Raw genomic sequence first — 25085 nt, forward strand, 5'->3', positions numbered from 1 at the left:
CGTGAGAGAGAAGGAAGTCCTGGAACTCATCGCCGAGGGGCTCACGAATCGACAGATCGGTGAAATCCTCGATCTGGCCGAAAAGACGGTCAAGAACTACGTTTCTGGTCTTCTGCGGGCACTCGGGATGGAGCGGCGGACTCAGGCGGCCGTCTACGGGGCGTCGCTCCGCCACCCGGAATGAGGAGTCAGCGCTGCGCGGATCGGTGATGAGGCACATCGATTTCGTCGCCGACGCTCGTCACGCCGGTCACCCGAAGCGCGGCGTCCACCACACTGTTACGGTCGTCCATCGACACTAACGAGCCGCGGAGAATGACGCCGCCGGGAACGATGGTGACAATGATCTTCGACGTGTCGATTCCCACGCAGGCTTCAAGTGCGGCAGCGATCCGTGACTCGAGCTCGGCATCGACCACCGGATTCGCTCCGCGGCCGGATGGTGTGCTTCCGGCGAGAGAAACCGCAGGACGATCAAGAGATGCCTCGATGACCATGCCGTCACCGTTGGGTTCGAAACTCAGTCGAACGTCGCGACCGACGAGGATCCCCGGTTCGGGCTTCCTGACGGTGAAGGCGACCTATACAGCGAGGTATTCCAGGGCGAGCGCGATGGCGCGACCCCAATCCGCCGGGTGGGCGCTGGAGGATCGGGTGACGGACCGACAGCGGGCGGCGGCTTCATCGGCACTGGGTGACATTCCTTCCGCGGCGACCGGATCCCAGCTCGTCATGAGTGAGCACCGACAGCGCCAGAGTCGGCGTCGATGTTGCTCGGTGACGAGGTCGGCGCGGTGCGCATGATGAGCACCGGGCAGGACGCGTGCTCGGCAACAGCCGTACTGACGGATCCCAGGAGCAGGCCGGCGAACCCGCCGTGGCCGCGGCTCCCGACGATCAGCATGTCCGCTCCGGTGCTTTGCTCGAGCAGGACGCGCGCGGGCATGCCCTCGGCTGTGACCGTGGAGAACCAGCCCGGCACCTGGCCAGGAAACAAATATGTTCTGGCGGTCGTCGCAAGGTTCTCGGCGTCGTCGCGGGGAGACCAACTGCCGTAGTTCGCACCCGGGTAGCCGGCCGGGATCATCCACGACGTCGCCACCCGGAGGTCCGCGCCGAGAAGGGGCGCCAAGTGGGCGCCCCGTCTCAAGGCAGCGAAAGAAGACGCGGACCCGTCGAATCCGACGACGAGGAACGGACGCTCAGCCGGGGTGACAGGGGTGGTGGGGGAGAGGGGGGCGGTGGAAGTCATGTGTGAAGAGTCGCAGGCGGTCACTGTGCGGGACAGGGCCGAAGGTCCCTTGAGCGTCGGCGGGACCTTCGGCCCTACTGCCGCTGTCCTGCTGCCTGGATGCTGATGAAGCGGAACGAGGGGCCGCACCGGCCCGCCCTCCCCACACTTTCGACGAAGGACATCACCCATGACCACGACGACCAATGCGCCCCGGCAACGGACGCCCCCGTCCCATCGGGCCCCGCTGCCGCACCAGTTCTTCGCAAGGAATTGAAGGTCACCGACGCCGCCGCGTTCTCCATCGGCCTGATCGGCCCCGTGGGTGGCATGGCTCTCCTCGGTGCCGGGGCAGCGGCCCTGCTCGGCAAGGGCGCCGTGATGGCGTTCGTCTTCGCGATCGTCGGCGTCGCCTTCGTCGCCTACGGGTTCGTCAAACTGTCCGCTCACATCTCGAACACGGGGTCGGTGTACGCGCTGGTCGGCAAGACGATCGGGCCGCACGCCGGGTTCGTCGCCGGTTGGGCGCTCGTCGCCGCGTACGTCACCATCGCCGTCGGCTCGACGATCGAGATCGGGCTCTTCTTCAACTCGTTCCTGTCGCTCTTGCACATCGCGACGTTCCACGAGTGGATCTGGGAGGCGATCATCGCCCTCGCCATCATCGGCGCCTTGTCGATCCGGCAGATCAAGATGGTGACCCGCATCCTGCTCTACGTCGAGATCGCCGGCGCCGTCCTGGTCGCAGCGCTCAGCGTCGTGATCATCGTGAGGCTCGGCATCGGTGCGGCTCCGGCCGGGCAGACGCTGTCTTTGCAGATCTTCTCCCTCCCCTCGGGCACCGGTATCGCCGGTATCGCCGGTGCGGCGGTCTTCGGGTTCCTGGCTTTCGCAGGATTCGAGGGCGCCGCCGCGCTCGGCGGCGAATCGGTCAATCCGAAGAAGGACATCCCCCGAGCGATCGTCATCGCCGTCGTCCTCGTCGGCGCGTTCTTCCTCCTGGTCGTGGCCACCCAGTCGCTCGGCTACGGAGTCTCAGCCAGCGGAGTGAAGGCGTTCCAGAACACCTCGACCCCGTACGGCGACCTCGGCACGGCGTACATCGGCAGCGTCTACGCCGCCCTGTTGAACCTGATGGCGAGCATCAGCCTCCTGGCGATCACCGTCGGGACTCTCGCCGGGGCAGCTCGCGTCGCCTACGCCCTGGCCCGTGACGCGAGCCCGACGAGCCGCCTCGCGAAGGTCAACAAGCAGGGCGTCCCGATCGTCACGATGGCCATCGTCGTCGGAATGGTGCTGGTCGCCATGATCGGGCAGCGCCTCACTGGGGCTGCCGAGAAGGATGCGACGTTCTACTGGCTCACGATCGGCACCATCGCCTTACTGGTCGCCTATGCGCTCGCCACGGCCGGTGCCCTGAAATACCTGTTCTTCAGCGGCAGAATCAAGGCCCCCCGCTGGCAGGTCGCCGTCCCCGTGCTCGGGCTGGCGTTCATCCTCTACACGATCTACACCAACGTCGTCGGCGTCTCTGGCCCCTACATCTGGTTCCCGTACGTCATCCTCGCCTGGCTCGCCATCGGGTTCGCCCTCGTGACCTTCGTCCCCGGCGTCGCCGACCGCGTTCGCACCGAGCTCGCCGTTGACGACGAACCGGTCACACCGGCGCCGGCGCCCGCCACGACCCCTGCTCTCAGCACCTCCAGCTCGATCTCGAACCCGAAGGACCACTCATGACCGTCATCGCCTGCAACCAGCTCGCCCCCAAGATCGCCGACCTCGACAGCAACGTCGCGCTCTCGATCGCCACCGTCCGCGACTCCGTCGCCGCCGGTGCGCGCATCATCGTGATGCCCGAGCTCGCGCTCTCGGGCTACATGCTGAACGACACCGCCGAAGCACGCACCGTCGCCATCACCGCAGACCACCCGGTCTTCGCCGAGTGGAGCCGCCTCGTCGCCCCGGTCGACGGCGTCGTCGTCGGCGGCTTCACCGAGCAGGGTGACGACGGCCTCGTCTACAACAGCGCGGCGGTCGTCGACTCCACCGGTGTCCTCGCGGTCTACCGGAAGACGCACCTGTGGGATAAGGAGAAGCTCATCTTCACACCCGGTGCAGTGACCGCACCGGTTGTCGACACGCCCGTCGGCCGCCTCGGGATCCTGATCTGCTATGACCTCGAGTTCCCGGAGATGACCCGCAGCCTTGCGCTCCGCGGTGCCGAGCTGATCGTCGTGCCGACGAACTGGCCGCGCGAGGTCGTCCCGGCCGGAGAGCGTGTCGAGGAGATCACCAAGGCGATGGCGGCCGCGAACACGAACCACGTCGCCTTTGCGCTCTGCGATCGCGCCGGGCTGGAGCGCGGCCAGGAGTGGAACGAGATGGGCACTATCGTCGACGAGATGGGCTGGGTCGTCGCCTCCGTCGACGCTGCCGGCGTCACGACCGCTGACCTCGATCTGACACTCGCTCGAGACAAGACCGTGACGCCGCTGTGCGACTCGTTCGGCGACCGCCGCCCCGAGCTCTATGGCGAGATCACGCGCCCCAAGCCCACCGACGGACGGTACGTGTTCCCGAGCCTCGACGCACTCGAGCACGCCTGATGCACATCGACACCGGCGACACGGCGTGGATCCTGCTTTGCACCGCCCTGATTTTCTTCATGGTCCCCGGTCTGGCCCTCTTCTACGGAGGGCTCGTCCGCTCGAAGAACGTCGTCACGACCATGGTGCAGTGCTTCGTCTCGGTCGCGGTCGTCGGTGTCGTCTGGGTCGTGATCGGCTATACCCTCGTCTTCGGTGCCGACCGCGGGGGCGTCATCGGCAGTCTCGCCCACACGATGCTGACCGACGTGGGCGCGACACCCACGTCCGCTGCACCTGCAGTTCCGGCGCTGGCCTTCATGGCGTTCCAGATGATGTTCGCCGTCATCACTCCCGCTCTCATTGCGGGTGCGTTCGCCGAGCGGATGACCTTCCGCGGCTACGTCATGTTCACCGGGCTCTGGTCGCTCGTCGTCTACGTTCCGCTGGCGCACTGGGAGTGGGGCGGCGGGTTCCTCGGATCGCACGGCCTCGGCGCCCTCGACTTCGCCGGTGGGGCCGTCATCCACGAATCCGCCGGAGCCGCAGCCCTCGCCGCGGCCATCTACTTCGGCCGCCGCAAGAAGCCCGTCACCCGACCGTACAACGTGCCGATGGTGCTCCTCGGAGCGGGGATCCTCTGGTTCGGCTGGTTCGGCTTCAACGGCGGCAGCGCCCTCAGTGCCGGGCACGTCGCGGTCAGCGCCGTCGTCAACACCCAACTCGGTGCCTCCGCGGGGCTGATCGTCTGGATGATCGTCGACTGGGCTCGAGGTGGCAAGCCGTCCGGGGTCGGCATCGCCACCGGAGCGATCGCGGGGCTCGCCGCCATCACGCCGGCCGCCGGCTACGTCGCCCCCTGGGCGGCTCTCGTGATCGGTGCCTCGGCCGGGCTGGTGTGCCACCTGGCGGTTCGCCTCAAAAAGCGCCTCCGCTACGACGACGTGCTCGACGTCGTGGGTGTGCACATGGTCGGGGGCTTCATCGGCGTGCTGCTCACCGGGGTCTTCGCCTCCCTCGCAGTCAACGCGGCAGGCGCTGCCGGCGGTTGGGCTCAGCTCGGCCGACAGAGCGTGCTCGCCGTTGTCGCCCTCGCCTATCCCTTCGTCATGACGATGCTGCTGCTGTGGATCACCGACCACGCCGTGGGACTGCGGGTCGCCCCCGGCGATGAAGAAAAGGGCCTCGACCTGTCTCAGCTGCTCGACCCGGTCAGCGACGGGCCGACCGGCCCGATCCCGTGGAGGCCGTGCCAGGCGACGCTAGGTGATCCGCGCCTCTAGTCGAGGCGGCGCCCCAGCGTCCAGTAGCCGATCACGCCGAGCCTATTGATCACACTGGCGAACCGCCAGATATCTTTGCTGCCGCGAATCAAGCGTTCCGGTCGCGCAGAAATATCACGCCAGGTCAGGGCAGCGGCGAGCGAATGCGCAACCAGAATGGCTGCGAGGGCTCCGGGCGGCAATTTCCTGCGCGTGTTCTTCACCGGGGGAGCGTAGCGGTCGCTTCTGGGATCGCTGTGCACGTTTTCGGTGGCATGCGCTCGGCCGTCATCGGGCGCCGTGAATGCCGCGCGTGGCGGCGGCGCTCTCGCTGATGATCTCGACTGGGCTTGTCGTGTCTCGGCCGAGGAAGTCCTCATACCTGACGAGCGGCCACGGGGACACCGGTGCGGCGGGGATCTCTCGATACCGATCCCCTCCGTGACGCTGGTGGGGAAGGTGCTGGATTCGAGCCGGTGGCACTGTCGGCTCACGCAGATAGCCGCTCACGAGAGGAGCCGGCTGGCCCGAACCCGGTGTGTCATCGAATGAGAACACGGACATCGCCATAAGAAACCCCTCGTCGTCCACGCGTGGCGGAATCCCACGCTGGCGACCTAGGGCTGGGGCGACCACCCCTCAACTTAGTCGCGTTACAGGGTCCGCTTCTAGAGCCAATTCTCGGGAGGCTTTCTCAGCGGGAGGGGGCGGTGCGATCGAGGGTGACGGATCCGTCTATGATCCCCTGGGCGATGACGGGCAATGACGCCTGGGCGGAGCGGGCATGGTGTCTGATCATCCGGTAGGCGGCATCCATGTCGAGCTGGTGGGTGTGTGCGATGACGCCCTTGGCTTGTTCGATCAGGACACGGCTGTCGAGGGCGTGTTGGAGTTGTTCCTGAATGACGCCGCTGTCGGTCAGAACCCGTTCGTGCAGGATGCTGATGGTGGCGACGTCGGCGAGGGCTTGCGCGGCGATCGCGTCGGCCTCATTGAGCGCGCCCTCGTGCAGACGGAACAGGTTGAGCGACCCGATGGTGTCGTCCCTGAGCCGCATCGGGATGGCGTGCACTGCCACGTAGCCGGACCCATCGGCCGCGGCGGCGAATGTCGGCCACCGGTCCATCATCTCGTCGGGGTTTTCCACCGACACGACCCTCCCAGAGCTGATCGCCTCGACGCAGGGGCCTTCGCCGGCGCGCAGCTGCATGAGGCCGACGAGGCGACTGTTTTCGCTGGTGGAGACGAGTACTTCCAAGTGGGTCATGTCGGGGCCGAGGACGATGCCGGCGGCGGCGGCGTCGAACAGGTTCGTGGACCGGTCGACCAGGGTTTGCAGGAGGTCGATGGTGTCGTATCCGGCCACGAGGGAGTCGGCCAGCGTGACGAACGTGTGGACGAGTTCCGCTTCTCGAGTCTCGGTCATGATGTGGGGTATCCCTTCATTCGGTACCTGGGCCAGTGGTGAAGTCGAGGCGGCGGGCAACGACATCGCCGGCGATGTCCCTGACGGAACGGCCGGTGGAAAACGCGTGACCCCGCAATACCAGGAGGGCGTCGTCCGCCGCGACGTGCAGCTGTGCGATGACCATGCCGGTTGCCTGGTGGACCTCCCGGCGAGAATAGGAGCCTTCGTACGGCGCATTATCCTCGGGTTTTTCCAGTGTCGACAGGGCTTGCCGGAAGACGTGCCGGGCGACGATGTCGGTGAGGGCTCGGGCGTCACCGATTTGCTGCTCGGACAGAGGCCCGGGCGTCATCGAGTACAGGCCGACGGCGCCCAGCCTGATGCTCCCGACGATCATCGGGAACGCGTAGACCGCCCCGAGCCCTGTCTTTTGGAGTGCGCTCAACGCGACGGGCCACACGGATGCGCCGGAGTGCTGCACATCCGGTTCGAGGACCGGGTGTGCCGAGCGCAGCGCTTCCCAGCAGGGCCCCTCGCCGAGGTCGATCTGGATTTCATCCCACCGGGCTGCGTCATCGTCGCTGGCACACACTGTCTGGGTGCCCAGTGGGCTCCCCAGGGTTGACACCGCGGCCGCGGACACCGGCAGCGAAGAGACGAACGGCCCGCACCAGTCCGCGCCCGCCGTGGTGGCACGGGTCAGCGCCGCGGCGGCGGCCGGGAAGCCTGACCCCTCAGCCATCACAGCCCGGACTCTGGCGGTCGACGCACGGAAATTCTGGTGTGTGCATGGTGGTCCTCGCGTTCTCGACATGAAGAGTCACGGAGCGCTCGGTCCAGGTGCCAGCCGCCCGGGGAGCCTACCGCCCTACCCTGCGAAGCCCTGGAGGCAAGACTGGAGCCCCTGCGCCGTCTCACGTCATAACTGTGATCCTCTGGACACGGATCCTTGCCCGTCGCTCGATCGACTGGTACCGTGACTCCTCGACATAGGATGTCTGATGTCCTGAAAGGAGTGGGATGATGCCGCACAGCGCCGTGACTCAGCCCTGGTACACACAGATCGACCGAAAGCAGTGGCAGCTCTTCTGGGCCTCCTGGCTGGGCTATCTCCTCGACGGATTCGACTTCGTCATCATCACCCTCGTCCTCACCGAGGTGTCTTCCGAGTTCCACCTCACAACGGTTCAGGGTGCGAGCCTGATCTCGGCCGCGTTCATCAGCCGGTGGTTCGGCGGCCTGAGCATCGGCGCCCTGGGCGACCGGTTCGGCCGTAAGACCGCGATGATCGTCAGCATCGTGCTCTTTTCGGTCGGCTCCATCGCGTGCGCGTTGGCGCCCGCCTACTGGGTGCTGTTCGCTGCGCGCCTGGTCGTCGGGCTCGGTATGGCGGGGGAGTACGGCGCGAGTTCGACCTATGTCATCGAATCCTGGCCGCCCCGCCTCAAGAACCGAGCCAGCGGCTTCCTTATCTCCGGCTACTCGATCGGCACGGTCATCGCTGCGGAGGCCTACCGGTTCGTCGTGCCGGAGTTCGGGTGGCGAGCCCTTTTCGCGCTGGGGATCGTCCCGATCGGGATCACGATCTGGCTGCGCAAGAGCCTGCCCGAATCGCCGGCCGTTTCGGTGCCGCGCGAGGGCGGAGCCACGGCGGCGCCCAATGTTTTCGCGGTGCTGTTCACGGGCTCCCGCCGTCTGCTCAATGCCCTCAGTGCCGTTGTGGCCATAGTGGCGCTCGCCCTGATCTTCATGCAGGTCCTGCCCGGGGGTATCCCTGTTGTGGTCGCGGCCGTCGTGGTGGGAGGGATCTTCGTGTCGTACATCGTCCAGTTCTCCGGGCGTCGGTGGCCGGCAGGGCTCGCGCTGACGGTGACGGTCTTCGCCGCCTTCCTCTATTCCTGGCCCATCCAGTCACTCCTGCCGACGTACCTCAAGACGGATCTTGGCTACGACCCCGCCGCTGTCAGCAACACTCTCTTCTTCGCCGGCCTGGGGGCGGCCGTCGGTTGCATCGTCGCCGGGTTCACCGGCGATCGGTTCGGAACGAGGCGCGCGTACGTGGCGAGCCTGCTGATTTCGCAGATCGTCATCTTCCCCGTCTTCGCGGTCGGCGGCAGCAGCCTTCTTCTCCTCGGAGTGCTTCTCTTCGTGCAGCAGGTCTTCGGGCAGGGGATCGCAGGGCTGCTGCCGAAATGGATCGGCGGATTCTTCCCCGCCGAGCAGCGCGCGGCCGGACTGGGATTCACCTACAACGTCGGCGCCCTTGGCGGCGCCGTCGCCCCGGTGCTCGGCGCCAGCGTCGCCGGCACGATGCCGCTCGGAACCGCGCTGGCTGTTCTGTCGTTCATTCTGACATTCGTCGTGATCCTGCTGATCGGGTTCAACGCTCCGGCACGGGTGCAGCGTCTGATCCACCGGGACTCGTCATGGCCGAGCGACTTCCGCCGCCACGACTTCGACAGCGCAACGCGGCCGGTCCCGGTCGACGCCGCCGCCTGATCCGCACTCGTCCAGAAGAAAGCAGATGTCAGCATCATGACCAGCTCCCACGATCAGATACTTTCCGGAATCGTCCCGCCGCTCTGCACGCCGCTGACGCCAAGCGGCGAGATCGACACGACGTCGCTCGTCCGCCTGGCCGAGCATCTTCTCACCGGCGGCGTCGACGGGCTCTTCGTGCTCGGTTCGACCGGCGAGGTCGCCTTCCTGACCGATGAGCAGCGCGGCATCGTCATCGAGACCGTCGTGCACGCCGTCCGAGGGCGCGTGCCGGTAGTGGCAGGCGTCATCGACACGACGACGCCTCGCGTCATCCCCCACCTGGAGCAGGCAGCCGCCCTCGGCGCCACCGCGGCCGTCGCGACGGCGCCCTTCTACACGCGGACACATCCGGCAGAGATCGAGAAGCACTTCCGCCTGCTCGCCAGCGCGACCGAGCTGCCGATCGTCGCCTACGACATCCCCGTCTCAGTCGGCACGAAGCTCGACGCCGGCCTCGTGACACGCCTGGCTCAGGATCGTGTCATCCGCGCGGTCAAAGACAGCAGCGGCGACGACACCGGACTCCGCCAGCTGATCCTCAGCACAAGCGAGGCCGAGACGGAAGACTTCGCGATCCTCACGGGCTCAGAGCTCACCGTCGACGCAGCCCTGTCTTTCGGTGCGGATGGCGCCGTTCCCGGTCTCGGCAACGTCGACCCCGCCGGCTACGTGCGCCTGTTCGAGGCCGCCCGCGCAGACGACTGGGATGGAGCGCGCGCCGAGCAGGAGCGTCTGTTCGCTCTGTTCGGACTCGCCAAAGCAGGAGACACATCGCGGATGGGGGCAGCGTCGTCGGCCCTCGGAGCCTTCAAAGCCGCTCTGCACCTTCTGGGAGTCATCGACTGCCCTCGCGTATCCGATCCGTACATTCCCCTCGACGCCGCTGAGACCGCGATCGTCGCTGCACACCTCGAGAAGGCGGATCTCCTGTGAGGATCGCCCGCATCTCGACGGAACAGGGCGTGAAGAGCGCAATTCTGCGCGACGGCGCCTGGCACGTGGTCGTCGACCCGTTCGACTCCCTCGAACCCACCGGCGAGAGCCACCCCGTCGGCGGGACAACCCTTCTCGCGCCGGTCGAGCCGGGCGAGGTCGTGGGCGTTGCCCACAACGCCCCGGGATCCCACGCCCTTCCCATCCAGGCGTGGCTCAAATCGTCGCGAGGCGTCGCAGGAGCCGGCGACTCGATCCTCATCGCTCCGGGAATCGGCAACGTGGTCGCGGAGGGGGAGGTGGCCGTGGTCATGGGTCGCACCGCCACCGCGCTGAAGCCCGAAGACGCGCTCGAGCACGTCCTCGGCTTCACGATCGGCAACGACGTGACGAACGTGGCTCAGGCCGCCGTCGACGACAAGAACTTCCAGAGCAAGGCCGGCGTCAACCACACCCCGCTCGGCCCGTGGATCGAGACCGACCTCGCCGACCTCTCCGACATCTCGATCACCGTCTCGGTCAACGGGCGAGAGCAGCGCAGGTCGAGCACGGCGGGGCTGCCCTCGTCGATCGTCTCGACCCTCGTGCACATCACCCAGTGGATGACCCTCAAGCCAGGAGACGTCGTGCTCACCGGCTCGCCGAACACAGCGGCAGAGATCGCACCCGGCGACACGGTGTCCATCACAGTCGAGGGCATCGGAACCCTCGAGAACCCGGTCGCATGACGACGCTCCTCGGCATCGACCTCGGCGGCACGAAGATCGCCGCCGCCTTCGTCCACGGCGACGGTCGAGTCCACCTCCGCCACACTGCGGCGACACCCGCGAACTCGGGCGCAGGTGCGGTCCTCGACGCGATCGTCGGGCTGGCTCGCGAGGTGCTCGACACCGAAGGCGCAGAAACCCCGGCCGGCTGCGGCATCGGAGCAGCCGGCGTCATCGACCCGAAGACCGGCTCAGTGGTCTCGGCCACCGACTCCCTGCCCGGTTGGAGCGGCACGCCGCTGCGCAGCGAACTGGAACGTCGCCTCGGACTCCCGGTCACCGCCATCAACGACGTGCAGGCGCACGCTCTCGGCGAGGCGGTCCGCGGAGCCGGTGCAGGGCACGGCACAGTGCTCACCATCGCAGCCGGCACCGGTATCGGCGGCGCCCTCGTTGTCGACGGGCGGCTGCTCGCGGGACGCCACGGTGCTGCCGGGCATTACGGTCACATCGCTTCACCGGCAGCGATCGGCCGCCCTTGCCCGTGCGGAGGCACCGGACACGTCGAAGCTGTGGCCTCCGGCCCCGCGCTGCACGCGCTCTACGCCGAGTCCGGCGGCTCAGCCGCCGATGCCCTCGAGGTCTTCGCCCTCGCGGCAGACGGCGACGCCCGCGCGGTGAGCGCTGTCGACCGTGCCGCCTCCGCCCTCGGCAGCATGATCGGCGGCCTCGTCAACGAGATCGATCCCGACCTCGTCGTCCTCGGTGGCGGTCTCGCCGGCAGCGGCGAGACATGGTGGTCCGCCGCCGATGCTGCTGCTCGAAGCGAAATGCTGCCATTTCTCCGATCGTGCGCCATCGTTCCCGCACGCCTCGCTCTCGACTCCGCCATCGTCGGAGCGACCGTGGCCTTCGAACAAGAACACCCCCTGACAAGAGAGACACGACTATGAACTTCGTCTTCGAGACGCTGCGCGGGGGCCTCGTAGTCTCGTGCCAGGCCTACCCGGGGGAGCCCATGCGGAACCCGGAGACCCTCACTCAGATCGCCGAGGCGGCGGCCATCGGAGGCGCCGCCGGGATCAGAGCCCAAGGCATTACCGACATCCGCTCGATCCACGACCGAGTCCGCCTTCCACAGATTGGCCTGTGGAAGGACGGCGACGACGACGTGTTCATCACACCCACCCTCGAGCACGCTATCGCTGTGGCCCGCGCCGGCGCGGAAATCGTCGCAATCGACGGTACGCGGCGCCCTCGCCCCGACGGGCTGACCCTCGCCGAGACCGTCCAGCGGCTCCGCGAGGCGACCGGCACGCTGATCATGGCAGACATCGGATCCCTCGACGACGCGCTCGCTGCAGTCGACGCGGGAGTCGATTGTGTCAGCACTACTCTCTGTGGCTACACGGGCGAGAGACCCAAGACGGACGGACCAGACCTCGAGGCGCTCGCCGACGTCGTCGGGCGGCTGTCGATCCCGGTCTTCGCCGAGGGGCGAGTGCACACACCTGCGCAGGCTCATGCCTGCCGCGAAGCGGGCGCATTCGCCGTGGTCGTCGGTACGGCCATCACCCACCCGACGACGATCACCGGTTGGTTCGCCGCGGCTGTCGAGAATGGGGAAGAGCGCTGATGGAGATCCTGATTCTCACTGACGCCCAAGCGGTCGGCCGTCAGGCGGCAGCAATCGTCGCGAAACTCGTCGAGCGCAATCCCGAAGCCGTCCTCGGGCTCGCAACGGGAGCGTCGCCGCAGGGCCTCTACGCCGCCCTGGCCGATCGAGTGGACGCAGGCCTCGACCTCTCGAAGGTCGCCGGATTCGCCCTGGACGAGTACGTCGGAATCCCGCGGGAGCATCCCGAGTCCTACGCCCAGGTCATCGATCGCGATGTGACGCGGCCTCTCGGCCTCGACCCTCGGCGCGTTCATGTTCCCGACGGCCGAACCGCGGACCTCGAAGCGGCCACTGCCGCGTACGATCGCGAAATCCGAGCGGCGGGCGGAATCGACCTGCAAATCCTCGGAATCGGCGAGAACGGCCACATCGGATTCAACGAGCCGACCTCCTCGTTTGCCTCACGCACCCGGGTGAAGACCCTCGCGCCCTCGACGCGGGCCGCCAACGCCCGCTTCTTCGCCCGGCCGGAAGACGTACCGACGCATTGCCTGACGCAGGGCCTCGGAACGATCCTCGAGGCTCGGCAGCTGGTCCTCGTAGCGACGGGTCAGTCCAAGGCGCCCGCGATCGCAGCCGCAGTCGAGGGGCCGCTCACGAGCATGGTGCCGGGATCCGCGCTGCAGTTGCACGCCAGGGCGACCGTGATCGTCGACGAGGCCGCTGCGTCGCTCCTGACTCTCACCGACTACTACCGGTACACCGCTGACAACCGCCCCGTCTGGCAGGTCGTCGACTGAGAACCCCGGCTCGGCATCCGTCGAGCCTCCACCTGTGTCATCACGTCATCTCAATGCAAGGAGCATCATGTCTGTCGCACTTCCCGTTGGTGGGGTCATCCCGCCCGTCGTCACGCCGCGCACACCCGAGGGAGAGCTCGACCTCTCAGGGCTCGAGAACGTCGTCGAGTACCTCGTCGCCGGGGGCGTGTCGGGTCTGTTCGTACTCGGTTCGTCGGGTGAAGTCGCATTCCTCTCGGATGCGGACCGTGAGGTCATCCTGCGCGAGACGGTTCGGGTGTCCGCCGGGCGGGTACCGGTCCTCGCCGGGGTCAACGATATGTCGACGGCCAGGGTAATCGATCAGATCCGACTGGCGGAGCGCTCCGGCGTCGACGCCGTCGTCGCGACGGCACCGTTCTACGTTCTACCGAGCGAAGCCGAGATCGAGAGCCACTTCCGGCTACTCGCCGCGTCGACGTCGTTGCCGATCTACGCCTACGACGTGCCGGTGCGCGTGCACAGGAAGCTGTCGCCGGAAATGCTGGTCCGTCTCGGTGTCGACGGTGTCATCACAGGGGTCAAGGACTCCAGCGGCGACGACGTCTCCTTCCGGCGGCTGGTGGCCCAGAACCGCGCGGCGGGAAGCCCCCTCGTCCTCTTCACGGGCCACGAGGTCGTCGTCGACGGCGCTCTGCTCGCCGGGGCGGACGGGGTCGTCCCCGGCCTCGGAAATGTCGATCCTCGTCGGTACGTACAACTGGTGGCCGCCGCTCGCGAGGGAGACTGGAACACAGCTCACCGGCTGCAGGAGGAGCTCAACGATCTCTTCGAGATCGTCTTCCAAGCCCAGGGCGTGGGAGGTGAAGCCGCCGGCCTCGGAGCGTTCAAGACGGCAATGGTGTCGCTAGGGCTCATCGACTCGAACGTGATGTCTGCTCCGGTACCGAATCTCTCAGGTGAGACGGTCGACCGCATCGACCAGATCGTGCGGGACTCAGGCGTGCCCGTCGCCACGGTCGAGCGCACCAACTGACGACGCACCGCCGATGCGACCCCGCCTCGACACGGAAATCGCCGCGATCCTCCGGGATGCCGGCGGCGGCATCCTCTCGGCGGCGTCCCGAGGCGACGTCCATCTGCTCAGGGCGTTCGAAGCCCAGCGGGCCGAGCAACGCCCCGCGGAGCCCGGTCGTGGTGTCCAGTGGACCGAGCAGGAGATCCGGTATGAGGGGGTGATGGTCCGAGCCCGGTGGTACGTCCCCGCGGGCGTCGCGACCGGCGCGGCCGTCGTCTTTCTCCACGGCGGCGGTCGCGTCATGGGCTCGATCGACCAGTGCCACACCACCGTCGTCGGCTACGTGGCACGCTCGGGGGTGCCGTTCCTGTCGGTCGACTACCGACTGGCGCCCGAGTGGCCGGGGACACCGCCTGGCGCGACGCCTTCGCAGCGGTGAAGTGGCTGCTGACGAACTCCGACCGCAAGGGCGTAGACCCGGATCGAATCGCAATCATGGGCGAGAGCGCCGGTGGCGGGATCGCCGCGGGCGTCGCAATCCTCGCGCGCGACGCAGGCATGACGTTGGCGCGGCAGATCTTGATCTATCCGATGCTCGATGACCGCACCACGATCACGGACCAGGACACGGAGCCATTCACGACGTGGAATTGGCACGACAATGCCACGGCCTGGCGTGCCGTTCTCGGAGAACTGTTCGGCGCGGACGACATCGACTGGATAACCGCCCCGGCGCGCCTCACCGAGTTCCAAGGTCTCTGCGATGCATATGTCGACGTGGGGGAGTTGGACATTTTCCGCGACGAAGACATCGACTACGCAGCCCGCCTCGGCCGGGCCGGCGTCAACGTGGAGTTGCACGTGCATCGGGGAGCGCCCCATGCCTTCGAAGTCATCGCCCCCGAGTCGGCGCTGGCCAGACGCGCCCTCGAAGACAGGGTCCGGGTCATCCGGAGTCTCTGACCCGTCGCGCGACAACCGGCTCCGCTAAGCGGGCTCGTTCTCGGCCTGAGAGGCGTCGGGGCGTCGGATGGATGCCGAGGCGATCTTCGCGGCGTCGACGTGCTGCAGCCGGTCGGAGATTCCCCTGAAGTGATCGGCCATGGCCGCTTCGGCTCGGCCTGCGTCTCGATCGGCGATGGCGTTGTAAATGTTCTGATGGTCGGTCGCTACCTCCATCGGGGTCGATGCGGAGGACGGCAGATAGTCCTCGAGGAGGGCCAGGACTGCCCAGAAGGCAGACAGCAACTGGGAAACGAAGGGATTGTCGAGGGCGAGGTAGAGGCTCTCGTGGAACAGCCGATCGGCGTCAGGAGAGAATTCGCCGCGCTCGGCCGCCCGGATCATTTCCTGAAGCGCCAAGTCGATCGCTTCCAGATGCTTTGTCTCGCGTTGTCTCGCGACACGACGGACGAGGAGATTCTCGAGCGTCTCGCGTAACTCGACGAGGTTCTGCAGCTGTTTCGTGCCATTGGCTGCGGACAACTGTGCATGGAACGTCAGCTCGGCGACCAGCGCCTTGAGGCTCATCTCGCCTACATACATTCCATAGCCGCGTCGGATCACAACGATCCCGGTCGCCTCGAGGACTTTCAGGGCCTCCCGCAGTGAACCGCGGCTGATCCCGAGACTCGACGTCAGTTCGTTCTCAGTCGGCAGCGCATCGCCCGGCTGGAGGCCCTCTCGGAGGATCAGGTCCTTGATGGCGTCTTGGACTTCAGTAACCAGGCTCGACCGTGCCAGAGATTGAGATTTGATGGGTTCATCCTCACGTCGTCGGAACATCGGCCAGCCAGCAATCATGCGCTGGTCGGATATCCTACAGCGCGACTTTCACCATGCAAGCCCGTGTCCAGATGATCCAGTTCGCGCCTGCGATCGCACCTGCACCGACAGAGGCAAGTCGTTTTTCCGTCGTCACCGAATCGGAATCCTTCCAGGCAAAAAATAAAAAGAACTTCCGGCCGGAGCCTTGACCAGCCAAATCGAGACCCCTAGGGTCAATAAATCATCCGCTCTTGGATGTCCTACATCCTGCAACGTGCAGCATCTCGTGCTGTTTTCATCTTCTGGAGGAACTTCGGTGTCCGACTCATTCAAAGACGTTGCCGCCAACGGCATCGATCGACGCACCCTGCTGAAATACACTGGCGCCCTCGCCGGAGCTGCCGCCCTGACTGCCGCTCTCGCCGCATGCTCGAGCCCCGCGACCAAGGCCTCGAACTCGTCCACTTCGAAGGCGATCGGCACGGCGACGAAGCCGTCCGGTGTCATCACTGCGACGTCGGCCTTCCTGCTCAGCAGCGGCTTCGACCCGATGAACGCATCCAGCGCTGTTGCGACCTGCGTGAACCAGCACATCTTCGAGGCGCTCGTCGACCTCGATCCGATCACCCGTAAGCCGTACGCGGCACTCGCGAAGGGCATGCCGGCCTCGAGCAACAACGGCCTGACCTGGACAGCCACGATCCGCAGCGGCGCCAAGTTCTCCGATGGGACGCCCGTCACGGCCGACGATGTGGCCTGGTCGTTCACCCGCGTCATGGATCCGGCCAACAACGCCCTCCTCGCGCCGTTCCTGTTGTTCCTGACGAGCGTGAAGGCGACCGCTGCCGACACCGTCGAATTCACCCTGAAGACTGCCTTCGCCCAGTTCGCCGAGCGAATCGCGGTCGTCAAGATCGTCCCCAAATCGAAGACTCTCACGGCTGCGGCGAGCACGGCCTTCGACAGCAATCCCGTCGGCTCCGGCCCGTTCTCACTGACGAGTGCCAGCGCGACGAGCGGCGCCGTCATGGCGAACAACTCGAATTACAACGGCACGCGCTCCGCACTCGTCACCAAGATCGTTCTGCGCACGAACACCGACAACGCGGCCCGGCTCAACGACCTGCAGGGCGGCACATCGCAGGCGATCGAGGCGGTGCCCTATCTCAACGCCACGTCGCTCACGTCGCCCGACACGACCGACGTCAAGCAGGCGTTCAACTTGATGTTCCTGCTGTTCAACTGCTCCGCCGCTCCCTTCAACGACAAACGCGTGCGCCAGGCCCTCTTCTACGCGATCGACCCCAAGAAGATCATCACCACCGCCCTCAGCGGGTACGGAACCGCAGCCACCAGCTACTTGGACTCCGCTAACGCGCAGTACCAGCGCGCCGACACGGTCTACGCGTACAACCCCAAAAAGGCGAAAGCGCTCCTCAAGGAGGCCGGCGTCAGTGACCTGTCCTTCGAACTCGTGACGACTAACACCGCTTTCATCTCCGACAGCGCTCCGGTCATCATCGATGCGTGGAAGGCCATCGGGGTCACCGCGACGCTGAACACGCAACCCAGCGCGACTGTTTACACGCAGCTGGCCCCCTCGAGCAAGTTCCGGGTCCTGGCCGCATCGGGTGACCCGACAGTGTTCGGAACCGACACGGATCTCCTCCTGCGCTGGTTCTACTCCGGTGACACGTGGATGACCTCACGCTGCCGATGGACCGACCCCGAGCGCACCACGCTCGGCAACCTCATCGACCAGGCGTCGACCCAGACAGGCTCCGCGCAGAAGGCGACATGGAAGAAGGCCCTCGACCTCATCGCCGAGGAGGTGCCCCTCTACCCGCTCTTCCACACGAAGATGATCACCGGGGACGACCCCACGAAGCTGACCGACTTCAAGGGTGCCGCCACCACCGGCATGTACTTCCTCGGCGTCGGTAGAAGCGCGTAGCGGAATGCACACCATAGGTCGGCTGGTCATCAGGCGCGTCATCACGCTCATCCCGCTGATGCTCGGCGTCATCCTCTTCATCTTCGTCGTCCTGGCCCTCTCTCCCAGCAGTGCAGCCGTCGCATCGCTCGGGGACTCGGCCACGGCGAGTCAGATAGCGGCGTTCAACCACGCACACGGTCTCGACCAGCCGCTCCTGGTGCGCTATGTCGTGTTCCTCGGGGAGCTCGTGCGCGGGAACCTCGGCACGACCTACACGCTGAATCAGCCGATCGGCACGATCATCGCGCAGGCGCTCCCGGTGACGCTGCAGCTCACGGCGTTCGGAGTCGTCGGGGCCGTCATCGTCGCCCTCGCCCTCGGGATCGTGGGCGCCCTGTTCCGGGATCGGTGGCCCGATCAGGTTGCCCGCGTCGTGTCCATCACCGGCATCGCGATGCCGTCCTTCTGGCTGGCGATCCTGCTGATCCAGCGGTTCTCTGTCATCGGGGAGGGGCTCTTCCGAGCGGTCACTATGTGAGTCCCTCCGTGTCCGTCTCCCAGTGGGCCATGTCGATGGTGCTGCCGTCTATCGCGCTTGCTGTCCCGGTGGGGTGTTCTCTGGCCCGCGTGGTGCGGACATCGCTCGTCGAAGAGCTGGACCGCGACTACGTCCGGACGGCCATCGGCGGAGGTATCCACCCAGCCGTCGTGATCGGACGGAACGTCATGCGAAACGCCCTCGTCACTCCACTCACTGCGCTCGGCCTGCAGATCGGCTACCTGATCGGTGGCGCGATCATCATCGAGGCGATCTTCACCCTGCCCGGCATGGGGACGCAGATCATGTCAGCCGTCGGGCAGAACGACATCGGCCTCATTCGGGGGCTCGTCATCGTCGTCGCGCTCGGGTTCATCATCGTGAACCTGATCGTCGACATCATCTACGTCATTCTCAACCCACGGCTGCGAGGAGCCCACTGATGTCCACCATCGCATCCGGCGTCGGACGATCGATCGTCAGCGGGATCTCACGGCTCCCGCTGGCCGCCAAGATCGGTCTCACCGTCGTGGCCCTGATCGTGCTCGCCGGCATCCTGTCTCCGCTCCTGCTGATTCACAACCCGACGGCCGTGGGCCTGGCAGCCCCGACGCAGGGGCCGAGCGGCACCTACCCGTTCGGCATCGACCGGCTCGGCCGCGACGTCTTCTCGCGACTGGTCGCTGGCACACCCCGATCGCTCATCGTCGGCTTCGGCTCGGCCGGACTCGCGCTGGTGGTCGGTGCTGCCCTCGGTGCCGTCGCGGGCACGAGTGGCCGCGTCGTCGACGAGATCATCATGCGCCTCCTCGACGTCGTCATGGCATTCCCGACGATCGTCCTCGCTGCCCTCCTCGTGGTCGCATTCGGCACTGGCAATCTGGTCGTCCTGGTGATGGCGATCGCGTTCGTCTTCATGCCGCAGATGGCTCGTATCGTGCGAGCGAATGTGATCAGTCAGTACGGAGAGGACTACGTCGCCGCAGAGAAGGTCATCGGCGCGCGTCGAGGTCACATCCTGATTCGCCACGTTGCCCGCAACTGTGCCGCCCCCATCCTCGTGTTCGTGACGATCATGGTGGCGAACGCCATCGTGTTCGAGGCGTCGCTGTCGTTCATCGGGGCGGGGCTTCAAGGGCAGGATGGCCCGTCATCCTGGGGAAGCGTCATCTCCTATGGGCAGCAACTGCTGAGCGTGCACGGCTGGTGGGCGACGTTCTTCCCTGGCCTGCTCATTCTCGTGACCGTGCTTTCTCTGAACCTGCTTGCGGAGGGAATCTCGGACGTCTTCGCAGCCCCGGCTGCCCGTCGCGGGTTGGCGCAGTCCACGGCAGCGGCGATCGATGAGGCCGACGGAATGCCCGAGGGTGCCGGGACCCTCACCGCTCTTCCTGGGCTTGCGGAGGCTGCAGCGCGCTTCGCCACCGGCGCACGAACCATTCCGGCCGGGCCGCCGATTCTGCAGGTCACAGACCTCCGCATCGGGTTCCCGGGCCGGCATCGTGGTGTCGATATCGTCGACAAGGTCAGCTTCGACTTGAAGGCGGGCGAGGTGCTCGGTCTGGTCGGCGAATCCGGATGCGGCAAGTCGCTCACGGCTGTCACTCTCATGGGGCTGCAGCCGAAGAACGCACGGGTCGGCGGCTCGATCCGGTTCGAAGGTGTCGACCTCACGACGCTCAGTGCACAGCGGCGGCGTGCTCTGATGGGGCGAGAGATCGCCATGATCTACCAAGACTCCCTGTCAGCGCTGAACCCGGCCATGACAGTTGAGGCGCAGCTCAAACAGCTCCTGAAGCGCGGAGGCAAGCGCTCCGCCACCGAGCTGCTCACGCTCGTCGGGCTCGACGCCCAGCGCACTCTGCGGGCTTACCCGCACGAGCTCTCGGGCGGACAGCGTCAGCGCGTCGTGATCGCCATGGCTCTCTCCCGTGACCCGAAGCTCATCATTGCCGACGAGCCCACCACCGCCCTCGACGTCACCGTCCAGGCGCAGGTCATCAACCTGCTGCTGAAGCTCCGCGAGGAGCTCGATTTCGCCCTCATCTTCGTCTCGCACGACCTCGCCCTCGTGGCAGATCTCTGCGACCGGATCGTCGTCATGTACGGCGGGCAGGTCGCCGAGACCGGAACGGTCACGAGCCTCCTGGCAAGCCCTGAACACCACTACACGCGAGGGCTGCTGGCATCCGTGCTGTCCCTGGAGACGAACGACGCACGGCTCAGCCAGATCCGCGGCGTCGTCCCGTCACCCGCAGACTTCCCCGCTGGTTGCCGCTTCGCCGATCGCTGCCCGATGGCCACACAGATCTGCCACGTCGAGCAGCCCGTTCTCGCCCAGGACGCCGACCAGCACGCGACCGCCTGCCACCACCCCGCTTCCTCGACCGCTCGAAACCTGGTGCGCTCATGACGACCGACAGCGACATCCTCACCGTCTCCGACGTCAACGTCGACTTCTCAGTTCCCCGGGGAACGGTCCACGCCCTGACCGGCGTCAGCCTCAGTCTTCGAGCCGGCGAGACGGTCGGCATCGTCGGCGAGTCCGGCTGCGGCAAGTCGACCCTGGCGAAGGTACTCGTCGGGCTCCAGGCTCCCACCTCGGGCCACGTCTCGTACGACGGACAGGAGGCGTGGCGCCTGAGCGCCTCGCAACGACGCAAGTTCATCGGACGCCACGTGGGCATGATCTTTCAGGATCCTTCGACCTCGCTGAACAGACGGATGCCGGTTGCTCAGATCCTGCGTGACCCCCTGGATGTGCACCGGCTCGGAACCCGGGCCAGCCGCGACAGGCGCGTCGACGAGCTCCTCGACCTCGTCGGCCTCCCCAAATCCGTCGCCGACGCCCTACCGAGCCAGCTCTCCGGCGGCCAGCGCCAGAGAATCTCGATCGGCCGCGCACTCGCCCTGAACCCCAGGATCATCATCGCGGACGAACCCACGTCGGCACTCGACGTGTCCGTGCGAGCGCAGATCCTCAATCTTCTGATGGACCTCAAAACCGAACTCAACCTCTCGATGGTCTACATCTCGCACGACATCCAAACCGTCCGGCGAATCTCCGACCGGATCGCCACGATGTACCTCGGCCGTCTCGTCGAGGACACCCCGGCCCTCGATGTCGACGACAACACGCGGCACCCCTATACACGCGCGCTGCTCTCGGCCACGCCGAGCCTGCTGCACGCGAAGACACCGATCTCACTCGAGGGGCCGGTCCCCTCGGCCGTGAACCCGCCCAGCGGCTGTCCATTCCGGACGCGGTGCTGGAAAGCGACCGCCGAGTGCGCCGAGACCATGCCGGAGCCGACGCACGACAGCGCCCACCCCGACCACGTCTTCCGATGCTTCCACCCGGTCGAGACCCAACGGGTCCCGTCCGTCAACTGACCACACATCCCTACAAGCACGTCTTTCGAAGGAGAATTCATGCGCAGGATCGGATGGCTGGGCCTCGGGCTGGCGGCAACGCTGGCTCTCGCCCTGCCGACAACGGCTAACGCGGCGACCACATCGCAGGCGACTTCGCAGAAGGCTCCGCAGAGCGTCTCGAGCACTGCAGTGAAGAAGCAGGACCTCGCCGCAGGGACGACGCAGGATCCCTACGTGCGCACCCCCGCGCTCGCCGTCACAAACCGCGGCACCACCATTGCCGCCTACGACCCCCGCCCGACCGGAGACGACCTTCCGAGCAACATGTCGCTCGTCGTCCGCCGCAGCCACGACGACGGTAAGACCTGGGGTCCGACCCAGGTGGTGCGCAGCAGCCCGGCGCCGGACGGCTTCAGCGACCCCAGCCTGCTCGTCGATCACACGACCGGACGGATCTTCCTCTTCTACGCGGCCAGCGTGAACGAGGGTTACAGCGGCTCGGCCACGGGAAACAGCGATACCGATCCGAACATCCTGCAGGCCGACGTCAGCTACTCCGATGACAACGGCGCCACCTGGAAGAACGAAGTCATCACCAGCCAGATCAAGGATCCCGCCTGGAACGGCATCTTCGCCGCGTCCGGTGAGGGCATCCAGCTGACCACCGGTGAGCACGCCGGCCGGCTCGTGCAGCAGTACGTCGTCGGATACGACGGAGGCGAATACGCGGCCAGCGCGTACAGCGACGACAACGGTGCGTCCTGGAAGATGGGCGCACTGGTCGGCCCCGGGATGAACGAGAACAAGACGGTGCAGCTCGCGAACGGCAACGTACTGCTCGACGTCAGGGACGCACCGAACCGCCTCCTGGCAACGTCGACCGACGGTGGTGAAACATACAGCACCCCGGTCGCGAACTCCGACCTGCCGGATCCGAGCGACAACGGCTCCATCATCCGCTACGCGCCCACGGCCTCGGCTCAGAACCCCCAGTCGCAGTGGCTGCTCGAGAGTAACAACGACAGCACCTCGACCCGAAGCAACCTCGTCGTCAAGCTCTCCTGCGACAACGGCAAGACCTGGCCCGTGACACGGGTGGTCGAACCAGGATCCGCCGGGTACTCCACACTCACGAATCTGCCAGACGGCCGGTTCGGCCTGCTCTACGAACGCAACAACTACACGGAGATGACTTACGCGTCCTTCAGCGCCACGTGGGTGAATGGCGCGTGCGGAGAGCTCTCCGGAGGCGCGGCCGCGGCGACGGTCTCCCAGTCGAGCACAAGTGTCCCGGTCACGCTGACCGACACCGGAGCGGCAGCGCTCGCGGCCGGCACAGTGGCCATCACGCCCCCGACCGGCTGGACCACCCGGCCCGTCTCCGTCCCAGCTCTTCAGCCCGGCTGGAGCCTCACCATCCCGGTGCCGGTCACGCTGAGCAGTAGCGCGAGCACCGGGATCCTGGCGCTCCCCGTCACATACAGATCGCGCTCCGGCCAATCGCAAGGTGTGGTGCCGGTCACCGCACTCGTCGCATCTCCGGTGTGGTCGACGACAGGACCCCTCACGGCTGACGGCGTGCACGCGTCGGATGAATCTTCGGGCCTCGCCTCCGTCAGCGGGTTGAGCGGCGGCACCATTGCAATCACGTTCAGCACGACGCAGAGTGCGGCGGCCGCGACCCTGCTCTCGGCGGCGAACACGACCAGTAACGACCAGGATCTCGTCGTGTCCCTCAACAGCGGTGCCCCCTACGTCGAGGTGCGGACGGCAACAAGCACCTACCCGGTGCGGATCTCCACCACAACGCCCGTCAACGATGGTCGACTCCACACGCTGACAGTCACCAGCAGCGCGAGCAGCACCACGATCGGGCTGGACGGCACCATCATCGGTACTGCGACATCAGGGGCATTCTTCTCCGCGGTACCCGAACTGACGAACCTCACCCTCGGTGCGAACGTCGCCGCCGTCGGAACCCGATGGCAATTCTCCGGCACCATCCAAAGCGCCGCGGTCTACAGGTGAGAACCGACAGGGTCTGATCGTCCGATCGATCACCCGAGGCTTGCCTCTGGTGAAAACGTCCATCCCGCCGAGCGCCGACTGGCGTGAGAATGTCGTGACGGATCGGTGGGACAGTCGTGGTCGTCTCCCTGTCGTGGTGGAAGTCAGCCGCCAAGGGGGTGCCCGCATGCGGACCTGTACTGACGAGAACCCGCAATTCCGTTCCGACCACGTCGCCTGGTCGGGAGTCGACCTCGACGGTTATGATCCAAGGTCGCCGGGACGGGCCCCGGCGCGGATTACCCAAAATTCGGCCGGGACCCTTTACCCGAATCCGTCGCGGGAACCCCAATCCACACGCGACGACTCACCGCTCAGTGCGGCACCACAACCCTAGAACACTCTGTCCACAAAGTGGTGCGGGGCGACTGTTGCGGTAGCTTGCATCGCAAGCTATCTTGTAATGCATGACTGCTGATGTGGGCTCGCAACTGCGAAAGGGAGTGGTCGAGTACTGCGTGCTCGGGTTGCTCGCGCGCCAGCCCATGTACGGCTGGCAGCTGTCGGAGCAACTCGTCTCATCGGGGATGATCGCGAGCATCGGCACGCTCTACCCGATCCTGTCGCGACTCCGAAGTCAAGGCCTCGCCACCGCGTACGACGAGGCTTCCGCCGCCGGCCCCGTCCGGAAGTACTACCGCTTGACCGGAGCCGGGACCGACCAGCTCCACGCCTTCCGCCAGCAGTGGGCGCCATTCAGCTCTACCGTGGAACGACTCGTCGGAGAGGACGACTCATGAACGACACCACCCCGAACAACGTCACCGACTACCTGACCAGGCTCGAGAGAGAACTGAGCGACGTCGCCCCCGACGTCCGGGACGACATCGTCGCCGGGATCCGAGAGGAGCTCCTCGGCCTGGATCCCGCCGGAGCGAGCGCCCGTATCGACGACCTCGGCGACCCCGCCTTCATCGCTGCGGAGGCCCGAGCGGCGACCCCGGAGCAGTCGGGCCGTGGAGCAGCGACACCCGCCGCGCCTGGCCGTGCCTCCTCGATCGCGGCAGTGGTCATCCTGATCGCAGGATCCATCGTTGTGCCGTTCGTCGGCGCCGTCGTCGGACTCGCTTGGATCAGCGCCTCCCGTGCGTGGACGCGTCGAGAGAAGCTGACCGCGTGGCTCGTCCCGATCGTCGTGGCGATCCTGGCCGTGGTGCTTTCGCTGATCCTGGCATCCGTGCACGTGAGCGGCTCCCACGTCGCTCTCCTGATCGCGTATCTCGTCTTCCCCGTCGAAGGAATCGTGTTCGCCGTCCGCGGCGCCCGTCGCAACTGGTATCCGGCCGCATAGGGAGCGGAGCAAGCCTCGACCGCTGGTTG

27 protein-coding genes are annotated in these 25085 nt (G+C 66.4%); 21 read left to right on the forward strand and 6 right to left on the reverse strand.

What is annotated here, in order from left to right:
- The first annotated feature begins 1 nt into the window (after position 1).
- On the forward strand, positions 2–184 hold the full coding sequence (locus AX769_RS25950) for a response regulator transcription factor (RefSeq protein ID WP_369824075.1): 183 nt from the start codon (positions 2–4) through the stop codon (positions 182–184).
- Positions 185–188: 4 nt separating this feature from the next.
- Here the strand turns inward: AX769_RS25950 and AX769_RS08340 are convergent, their stop codons facing one another.
- Both AX769_RS08340 and AX769_RS08345 read right to left on the reverse strand, forming a co-directional pair.
- Positions 189–497, reverse strand: coding sequence for a BON domain-containing protein (locus AX769_RS08340; protein WP_082763605.1), 309 nt, complete (start codon positions 495–497; stop codon positions 189–191).
- Positions 498–730: 233 nt separating this feature from the next.
- Positions 731–1252 carry a universal stress protein gene (locus tag AX769_RS08345; RefSeq protein ID WP_082764035.1) on the reverse strand — a complete coding sequence of 174 codons (522 nt, stop codon included), beginning with the start codon at positions 1250–1252 and terminating at the stop codon, positions 731–733.
- 99 nt (positions 1253–1351) lie between these two features.
- Here AX769_RS08345 and AX769_RS08350 point away from each other — a divergent pair, with 99 nt between their 5' ends.
- The 3 genes from AX769_RS08350 to AX769_RS08360 are packed head-to-tail and all read left to right on the forward strand — an operon-like array spanning position 1352 to position 5099.
- Positions 1352–2968 carry an APC family permease gene (locus tag AX769_RS08350; protein WP_082763606.1) on the forward strand — a complete coding sequence of 539 codons (1617 nt, stop codon included), beginning with the start codon at positions 1352–1354 and terminating at the stop codon, positions 2966–2968.
- The gene (locus AX769_RS08355; RefSeq protein ID WP_082763608.1) at positions 2965–3837 is read left to right on the forward strand and encodes a nitrilase-related carbon-nitrogen hydrolase; all 873 of its coding nucleotides are present in this window, start codon (positions 2965–2967) and stop codon (positions 3835–3837) included. The genes AX769_RS08350 and AX769_RS08355 overlap by 4 nt, the downstream gene beginning before the upstream one ends.
- Positions 3837–5099, forward strand: a complete 1263-nt coding sequence (locus AX769_RS08360; RefSeq protein ID WP_204249344.1) for an ammonium transporter — start codon at positions 3837–3839, stop codon at positions 5097–5099. Before AX769_RS08355 ends, AX769_RS08360 begins: the two co-directional genes overlap by 1 nt.
- Here AX769_RS08360 and AX769_RS23845 read toward each other — a convergent pair.
- From AX769_RS23845 to AX769_RS08370, 3 genes are all read right to left on the reverse strand, one after another.
- Positions 5096–5302 (reverse strand): hypothetical protein, encoded by a 207-nt coding sequence (locus AX769_RS23845; RefSeq protein ID WP_157887524.1) that lies wholly within the window; start codon positions 5300–5302, stop codon positions 5096–5098. The genes AX769_RS08360 and AX769_RS23845 overlap by 4 nt on opposite strands.
- Positions 5303–5772: 470 nt before the next feature.
- A complete protein-coding gene (locus AX769_RS08365) occupies positions 5773–6504 on the reverse strand; it encodes a GAF and ANTAR domain-containing protein (RefSeq protein WP_066278103.1) in 732 nt (243 codons plus the stop codon).
- 16 nt (positions 6505–6520) lie between these two features.
- The gene (locus AX769_RS08370; protein WP_066283341.1) at positions 6521–7228 is read right to left on the reverse strand and encodes a GAF and ANTAR domain-containing protein; all 708 of its coding nucleotides are present in this window, start codon (positions 7226–7228) and stop codon (positions 6521–6523) included.
- 278 nt (positions 7229–7506) lie between these two features.
- On the opposite strand from AX769_RS08370, the gene AX769_RS08375 reads away from it, so the two are divergent.
- The 9 genes from AX769_RS08375 (at position 7507) to AX769_RS08415 (ending at position 15045) form a co-directional block, all read left to right on the forward strand.
- Positions 7507–8985 (forward strand): MFS transporter, encoded by a 1479-nt coding sequence (locus tag AX769_RS08375; RefSeq protein ID WP_304440148.1) that lies wholly within the window; start codon positions 7507–7509, stop codon positions 8983–8985.
- 36 nt (positions 8986–9021) lie between these two features.
- A complete protein-coding gene (locus AX769_RS08380) occupies positions 9022–9960 on the forward strand; it encodes a dihydrodipicolinate synthase family protein (protein WP_066278104.1) in 939 nt (312 codons plus the stop codon).
- Between the two features lie 29 nt (positions 9961–9989).
- On the forward strand, positions 9990–10688 hold the full coding sequence (locus AX769_RS08385; RefSeq protein ID WP_239451980.1) for a fumarylacetoacetate hydrolase family protein: 699 nt from the start codon (positions 9990–9992) through the stop codon (positions 10686–10688).
- Positions 10685–11620, forward strand: a complete 936-nt coding sequence (locus AX769_RS08390; protein ID WP_066278110.1) for an ROK family protein — start codon at positions 10685–10687, stop codon at positions 11618–11620. Before AX769_RS08385 ends, AX769_RS08390 begins: the two co-directional genes overlap by 4 nt.
- Positions 11617–12303 (forward strand): N-acetylmannosamine-6-phosphate 2-epimerase, encoded by a 687-nt coding sequence (locus AX769_RS08395; protein ID WP_066278112.1) that lies wholly within the window; start codon positions 11617–11619, stop codon positions 12301–12303. Before AX769_RS08390 ends, AX769_RS08395 begins: the two co-directional genes overlap by 4 nt.
- Positions 12303–13085: a glucosamine-6-phosphate deaminase gene (nagB, locus tag AX769_RS08400; protein WP_204249345.1), complete on the forward strand. Its 783-nt coding sequence runs from the start codon at positions 12303–12305 to the stop codon at positions 13083–13085. Before AX769_RS08395 ends, nagB begins: the two co-directional genes overlap by 1 nt.
- Positions 13086–13152: 67 nt before the next feature.
- Positions 13153–14100 (forward strand): dihydrodipicolinate synthase family protein, encoded by a 948-nt coding sequence (locus AX769_RS08405; RefSeq protein WP_066278115.1) that lies wholly within the window; start codon positions 13153–13155, stop codon positions 14098–14100.
- Positions 14101–14113: 13 nt separating this feature from the next.
- Positions 14114–14521, forward strand: a complete 408-nt coding sequence (locus AX769_RS24680; RefSeq protein ID WP_066278121.1) for an alpha/beta hydrolase fold domain-containing protein — start codon at positions 14114–14116, stop codon at positions 14519–14521.
- A complete protein-coding gene (locus tag AX769_RS08415) occupies positions 14479–15045 on the forward strand; it encodes an alpha/beta hydrolase fold domain-containing protein (protein ID WP_066278124.1) in 567 nt (188 codons plus the stop codon). The genes AX769_RS24680 and AX769_RS08415 overlap by 43 nt, the downstream gene beginning before the upstream one ends.
- Before the next feature lie 24 nt (positions 15046–15069).
- On the opposite strand, the gene AX769_RS08420 is transcribed toward AX769_RS08415, so the two are convergent.
- Entirely contained in the window at positions 15070–15885 is an 816-nt protein-coding gene (locus AX769_RS08420) for a FadR/GntR family transcriptional regulator (RefSeq protein ID WP_066278125.1), read from the reverse strand.
- A gap of 280 nt (positions 15886–16165) precedes the next feature.
- Here AX769_RS08420 and AX769_RS08425 point away from each other — a divergent pair, with 280 nt between their 5' ends.
- The 8 genes from AX769_RS08425 to AX769_RS08455 all read left to right on the forward strand — a co-directional run bounded on the left by AX769_RS08425 (position 16166) and on the right by AX769_RS08455 (position 25056).
- Entirely contained in the window at positions 16166–17803 is a 1638-nt protein-coding gene (locus AX769_RS08425) for an ABC transporter substrate-binding protein (RefSeq protein ID WP_066278131.1), read from the forward strand.
- A gap of 4 nt (positions 17804–17807) precedes the next feature.
- On the forward strand, positions 17808–18323 hold the full coding sequence (locus tag AX769_RS25130; RefSeq protein ID WP_239451981.1) for an ABC transporter permease: 516 nt from the start codon (positions 17808–17810) through the stop codon (positions 18321–18323).
- Between the two features lie 8 nt (positions 18324–18331).
- Positions 18332–18766: an ABC transporter permease gene (locus AX769_RS25135; RefSeq protein ID WP_239451982.1), complete on the forward strand. Its 435-nt coding sequence runs from the start codon at positions 18332–18334 to the stop codon at positions 18764–18766.
- The gene (locus AX769_RS08435; RefSeq protein ID WP_066278137.1) at positions 18766–20736 is read left to right on the forward strand and encodes a dipeptide/oligopeptide/nickel ABC transporter permease/ATP-binding protein; all 1971 of its coding nucleotides are present in this window, start codon (positions 18766–18768) and stop codon (positions 20734–20736) included. Before AX769_RS25135 ends, AX769_RS08435 begins: the two co-directional genes overlap by 1 nt.
- Positions 20733–21716 (forward strand): ABC transporter ATP-binding protein, encoded by a 984-nt coding sequence (locus AX769_RS08440; protein WP_066278142.1) that lies wholly within the window; start codon positions 20733–20735, stop codon positions 21714–21716. Before AX769_RS08435 ends, AX769_RS08440 begins: the two co-directional genes overlap by 4 nt.
- Before the next feature lie 39 nt (positions 21717–21755).
- A complete protein-coding gene (locus AX769_RS08445) occupies positions 21756–23726 on the forward strand; it encodes an exo-alpha-sialidase (protein ID WP_082763610.1) in 1971 nt (656 codons plus the stop codon).
- A 446-nt stretch (positions 23727–24172) separates the two neighbouring features.
- A complete protein-coding gene (locus AX769_RS08450; RefSeq protein WP_066278144.1) occupies positions 24173–24505 on the forward strand; it encodes a PadR family transcriptional regulator in 333 nt (110 codons plus the stop codon).
- The gene (locus AX769_RS08455; RefSeq protein ID WP_066278146.1) at positions 24502–25056 is read left to right on the forward strand and encodes a hypothetical protein; all 555 of its coding nucleotides are present in this window, start codon (positions 24502–24504) and stop codon (positions 25054–25056) included. The genes AX769_RS08450 and AX769_RS08455 overlap by 4 nt, the downstream gene beginning before the upstream one ends.
- Positions 25057–25085 lie beyond the last annotated feature (29 nt).

Origin of the sequence: Frondihabitans sp. PAMC 28766 (genome assembly GCF_001577365.1) — a bacterium.
GTDB lineage: Bacteria > Actinomycetota > Actinomycetes > Actinomycetales > Microbacteriaceae > Frondihabitans.

Bases quoted from the DNA above. Each gene is read 5' to 3' on its own strand.
- AX769_RS08340 (WP_082763605.1), bottom strand. From the start codon at position 497: ATGGTCATCGAGGCATCTCTTGATCGTCCTGCGGTTTCTCTCGCCGGA.
- AX769_RS08345 (WP_082764035.1), bottom strand. From the start codon at position 1,252: ATGACTTCCACCGCCCCCCTCTCCCCCACCACCCCTGTCACCCCGGCT.
- AX769_RS08350 (WP_082763606.1), top strand. From the start codon at position 1,352: ATGCTGATGAAGCGGAACGAGGGGCCGCACCGGCCCGCCCTCCCCACA.
- AX769_RS08355 (WP_082763608.1), top strand. From the start codon at position 2,965: ATGACCGTCATCGCCTGCAACCAGCTCGCCCCCAAGATCGCCGACCTC.
- AX769_RS08360 (WP_204249344.1), top strand. From the start codon at position 3,837: ATGCACATCGACACCGGCGACACGGCGTGGATCCTGCTTTGCACCGCC.
- AX769_RS08365 (WP_066278103.1), bottom strand. From the start codon at position 6,504: ATGACCGAGACTCGAGAAGCGGAACTCGTCCACACGTTCGTCACGCTG.
- AX769_RS08370 (WP_066283341.1), bottom strand. From the start codon at position 7,228: ATGGCTGAGGGGTCAGGCTTCCCGGCCGCCGCCGCGGCGCTGACCCGT.
- AX769_RS08375 (WP_304440148.1), top strand. From the start codon at position 7,507: ATGATGCCGCACAGCGCCGTGACTCAGCCCTGGTACACACAGATCGAC.
- AX769_RS08380 (WP_066278104.1), top strand. From the start codon at position 9,022: ATGACCAGCTCCCACGATCAGATACTTTCCGGAATCGTCCCGCCGCTC.
- AX769_RS08390 (WP_066278110.1), top strand. From the start codon at position 10,685: ATGACGACGCTCCTCGGCATCGACCTCGGCGGCACGAAGATCGCCGCC.
- AX769_RS08395 (WP_066278112.1), top strand. From the start codon at position 11,617: ATGAACTTCGTCTTCGAGACGCTGCGCGGGGGCCTCGTAGTCTCGTGC.
- nagB (WP_204249345.1), top strand. From the start codon at position 12,303: ATGGAGATCCTGATTCTCACTGACGCCCAAGCGGTCGGCCGTCAGGCG.
- AX769_RS08405 (WP_066278115.1), top strand. From the start codon at position 13,153: ATGTCTGTCGCACTTCCCGTTGGTGGGGTCATCCCGCCCGTCGTCACG.
- AX769_RS24680 (WP_066278121.1), top strand. From the start codon at position 14,114: ATGCGACCCCGCCTCGACACGGAAATCGCCGCGATCCTCCGGGATGCC.
- AX769_RS08420 (WP_066278125.1), bottom strand. From the start codon at position 15,885: ATGATTGCTGGCTGGCCGATGTTCCGACGACGTGAGGATGAACCCATC.
- AX769_RS25130 (WP_239451981.1), top strand. From the start codon at position 17,808: ATGCACACCATAGGTCGGCTGGTCATCAGGCGCGTCATCACGCTCATC.
- AX769_RS08435 (WP_066278137.1), top strand. From the start codon at position 18,766: ATGTCCACCATCGCATCCGGCGTCGGACGATCGATCGTCAGCGGGATC.
- AX769_RS08440 (WP_066278142.1), top strand. From the start codon at position 20,733: ATGACGACCGACAGCGACATCCTCACCGTCTCCGACGTCAACGTCGAC.
- AX769_RS08445 (WP_082763610.1), top strand. From the start codon at position 21,756: ATGCGCAGGATCGGATGGCTGGGCCTCGGGCTGGCGGCAACGCTGGCT.
- AX769_RS08450 (WP_066278144.1), top strand. From the start codon at position 24,173: ATGACTGCTGATGTGGGCTCGCAACTGCGAAAGGGAGTGGTCGAGTAC.
- AX769_RS08455 (WP_066278146.1), top strand. From the start codon at position 24,502: ATGAACGACACCACCCCGAACAACGTCACCGACTACCTGACCAGGCTC.